The sequence below is a fragment of the Amphibacillus cookii genome, assembly GCF_016908375.1.
Classification (GTDB): Bacteria; Bacillota; Bacilli; order Bacillales; family Amphibacillaceae; genus Amphibacillus_C; species Amphibacillus_C cookii.
Map to the genome: position 1 here is coordinate 1 of NZ_JAFBDS010000029.1, position 1,474 is coordinate 1,474.

Consider the following 1,474-nt stretch of genomic DNA (forward strand, 5'->3'; position numbering starts at 1 on the left):
TAATCTGTACCCTTTGTAAAGGACTTTTTAAAAAAAGACTATGCTACACTGGAAAGGTGATTCCTGTATTGTACAGGGGTCATCTTTTTTAAATTCCATTGATATCTGTAATGGTTGTAATAAGTCATATAACGCTTAATTTCACGCTTTAACTCATTTATTGTTTCACAAGGTTTAATAGATGCTTCATCTTTAAAATGCCCAAAAAATGATTCTTGTGGGGCGTTATCCCAACAGTTTCCTCGTCTTGACATGGATTGTCCTAAACCATATTTCTTCACCATTTTTTGATAGATTGGGTTTGTATAGTGAAATCCTTGATCTGAATGGATGAAGACGCCTTCTGCTAACTTTACTTTCCTATTATTTTTTAACTTTAAAAGCGTGTCAGTTGCAATATCTAAAGTGATACGATCAGAAACGTTGTAGGCTAATATTTCATTGGTTGATCCATCTTTAATTGTAGATAAATAAGCTTTCTTTCCCTTTCCATAGAATAAATAAGTGATATCTGTTAATAATACTTTTCCAGGTATATTTTGTTTGAATTGTCGGTTTAATTTGTTGGGTAATACAGTATGTTCCTTCGTTGCTTTCGCCATCCGACGATAAGGATTAGCTTTTCTGATCGGGCATATAATGCCATACTTCTTCATAATTCTGCGGATACGTTTTAAGTTGTAATTGATCTTAAATTCACCATCTAAAGTCATCTTAATTTGACGAGCACCCTTTTGGCGTCTCTTGTAGTTAAAAGCTTTCAATATCTTCTCTTTGGCCCTTTCATCTTGTCTTTCACATTGTTTTCTTCTTTCCAGTGATGCTAATGAGAAATAATGATAATATCCTGACGCGGATACGCCAGCTACCTTACATAAGTACCTCACCTTGTTTTTTAATTTAAACGTGTCAATGACGGATTTAATCAGTTCAAACCTCTGCGATGCAGGAATGTTTATTTCTGTTTCTTCTTCAGTCTCCTCTCTGTCATATCGATCTTTTTTAGTAATTCTACCTCTGCTTTTAATAAGTTATTTTGAGCCTCTAATCTTTTATACTTTTCTTCTATAGAAAGCTCCTTTTCACTCGGTCTACCGGCGTTTCCTTTACGGGTATCTTGTAAACCACCTATACCATTTTTTCGGTATGCCGCACGCCATCTTTTACCTGAAGATTCTATACGTTTTTTCCCGATAATGTCTATATCGAATCCATGATCCTCGAATATTTGTTTTGGAAATTTCCCTTTTTCATTTTCAGTAATAAAAATCCTTTTAAATTCATCAGTATAAGTGATCCCTTTTTCACTAACAGATTTGACGTAGAGATTTTTAGATATTATGTTAATTTCTTTTTCCGTAAACAATCTCTTACTCATATTCTTTCCCCATTTACTGTTTTTTCTCTAATTATACACAAAAGTACCCTATAGGTAGACTTTTTTTAAAGTGTCTACTCTATAGGGTACATTTTA

Annotated in this window: 1 protein-coding gene; it reads right to left on the reverse strand. The window is 33.4% G+C overall.

What is annotated here, in order from left to right:
* Positions 1–38 precede the first annotated feature (38 nt).
* A protein-coding gene (locus tag JOE23_RS17740) for an IS3 family transposase (RefSeq protein WP_239585500.1) occupies positions 39–1,378 on the reverse strand; the annotation gives its coding sequence in 2 pieces (ribosomal slippage) (positions 39–962 and positions 965–1,378; 1,338 coding nt in all).
* Positions 1,379–1,474 lie beyond the last annotated feature (96 nt).